The organism is Pseudomonas californiensis (genome assembly GCF_021147775.1).
Lineage (GTDB): Bacteria > Pseudomonadota > Gammaproteobacteria > Pseudomonadales > Pseudomonadaceae > Aquipseudomonas > Aquipseudomonas californiensis.
The window spans coordinates 1-2,184 of sequence record NZ_JAGTPK010000105.1; the positions used below are offsets into that span (position 1 = coordinate 1).

Genomic DNA, 2,184 nt, shown 5'->3' on the forward strand with positions numbered 1-2,184 from the left:
AACCCATACAGCAACGTGACCTCCGGCTGCATCCCGTCAGGATCACTCAGGGTGCTCGGGTTGTTCCTGGCAAACCGATAGAGATTGAGACCATCGATTGTGCCGCCGGGGTCTGGGCTGATCCAACGCTGCAACCAGGGCGCGTAATAACGACGACCGTAATAATAAAGGCCTGTCGCATCACGCTCCTTGCCTGAGTAACGCCGCGTCTTGAGACTCGCATCAGGATTGTCAGCATGCGTCCAGACAGTCGTGGCGCCATAAGGCGCGTAATGCTCCAGATTCAGCACGACGCCCGCTTCGTCTGTTTCAAGCGTGACCGACCCCACATGATCAGCTAGTGAATACCGCCCGGATGCGGGGCTTACGCCAGATGGAGGGGTACTGTTCCATTGGGTCCATGCCACACTGCCAAACCCGCTCTCCACTTCAACGATCTGCCAACCCTTGTTGCCCACCGAGTCCCGCCACACTTGCAGGCCTGGCAAGTAACGCACGTCCAGCGTGCGTACTGCATGGCGGGCGCTCGCCTGCTGAACTTTGCGTGCTCGCTGCCCCGCGCTGTCATACACATAACGCTCGCTGTCGTTTTGCGCTGAAGTCCGAGTGACAGGCGTTACCCGGCTCAACTGATTACGCGCATCCCATTCCAGAAGTTGCCCTTTGAACAGCTCCCGCTGGTTGCCGTTAGCATCGAAACCTTCAGCGATTTCTGGCTGACCAGGTCGCCAATCACCGTCAACGGCCAGGCTACGGTTGCTGCACGCAGAGGTGAAAAACTCGCGAGTGAAGGCATTACTACCACTATGGACAAGCCGTGTCAGGTTTCCTGCAGCATCGTATTCGTACTGTTCCTGATAGTTGGCCAGCGCACGAGGATCCGACGCGCCGCTATAGTGGCCTGCGAGGGCTCTCCAGCCTTCGCTTGCTACGCTCTCATAGCCCGTCGCGCTGATCAGTTGACTCAAGGAGTCATATTGATAGGTGTTGCGGTAATCGATCTGTTGATTGCGGAAGAACAACGCCACCTGTGTCTGATCGGACACCGACATGACGTTGCCGACAGGGTCGTAATCGTAATCCAGGCATTGCAGAAGTGGCTGATCTGGCACACCGGCCTCAAGGTGCAATCGAAGCCCGGTCTGCTCGCAGTAGCCAACCGAGGTAATCACATCATTACCGGACCATTCATGCGTTGGTTGGTCAAAGGCGTTGTAGGCGATATCGCGCGTTATCGGTGTCAAAACGGCATCTTTCAAACGCAGAAAAATGGCCTGGCGATGCCCTGCAACATCATGGACAAACTGCTGAGTATTACCCGCGGCATCAGTCTGCTCGATGGCGTCACCCAGCGCGTCATAGACCCACTGTGTGATTGCAGCGTCGGGTTCCAGCAGCTTTTCACGTTCAGTACTGTCGAGCGGCCAATCCGGAGGATCGAGTTCCTGCAGAAACCGCCGCTGCTCGGTCAGTAACAGCCCATGTAACCCATAGTCCTCAAAACACCGAGTTCCAGCGGGATCATCATGGCGAATGAGTCGACCGCATGCATTGTGTTCGCTCTGATCAGGCCCTCCGTACGCCATGAGTTCAACGGTCATGGCCGGCTGGCCCAGCGTCTGCTCGGCAACGGCCGTTGGCCTCAGCAGGCGGTCGTAAAGATGTTCGAAGACACAACCGCGACCATCCCATGCAAGTCGGGCCTCCCCGGCTTCGCCTGTCAAACTGAGCCGCCAGCCTGAATCCACACTGTTACTGAACAGCAGAACATTGGACAGACTGAATACTTGCACAAGGTTGGCAGGCATTGCTGTCGACACTTCGCCTGCGCGCACCAGTCGGGGATCTTGAGCGGCCCTCTGGCGTCCGGCGCTATCAAACCATTGGCGAGTGATCCTGACGTCTGCAGTAGCGTGAGTGCTCGATCGATGAAAATCGACCGATCTGACGCACAAGCCTCTGGGATCATGGACTGTCAGGCGAGGGGTTGCGGTGTGCAGTGATAATACTGGAGATTCGGGCATGCGGCCCCCTTCAGAGCTTTCGCGCTGATCAAGAAACAACAGTATCCGATTAATACACCGCGGCCAGCACGCCGCCTACTGACAGAAAAGACAGGGTTGCAGATTGCAGTCGTTCAGATCCCTGAACCGGTTCGACCGGATAAAAGCATGTGCCGGATCA

The 2,184-nt window shown here is 56.8% G+C and carries 1 protein-coding gene; it reads right to left on the reverse strand.

What is annotated here, in order from left to right:
• On the reverse strand, nucleotides 1–1,808 hold a 1,808-nt coding region (locus tag KDX37_RS29050; RefSeq protein ID WP_319941729.1), incomplete at its 3' end, for an RHS repeat domain-containing protein.
• Nucleotides 1,809–2,184: the final 376 nt, after the last annotated feature.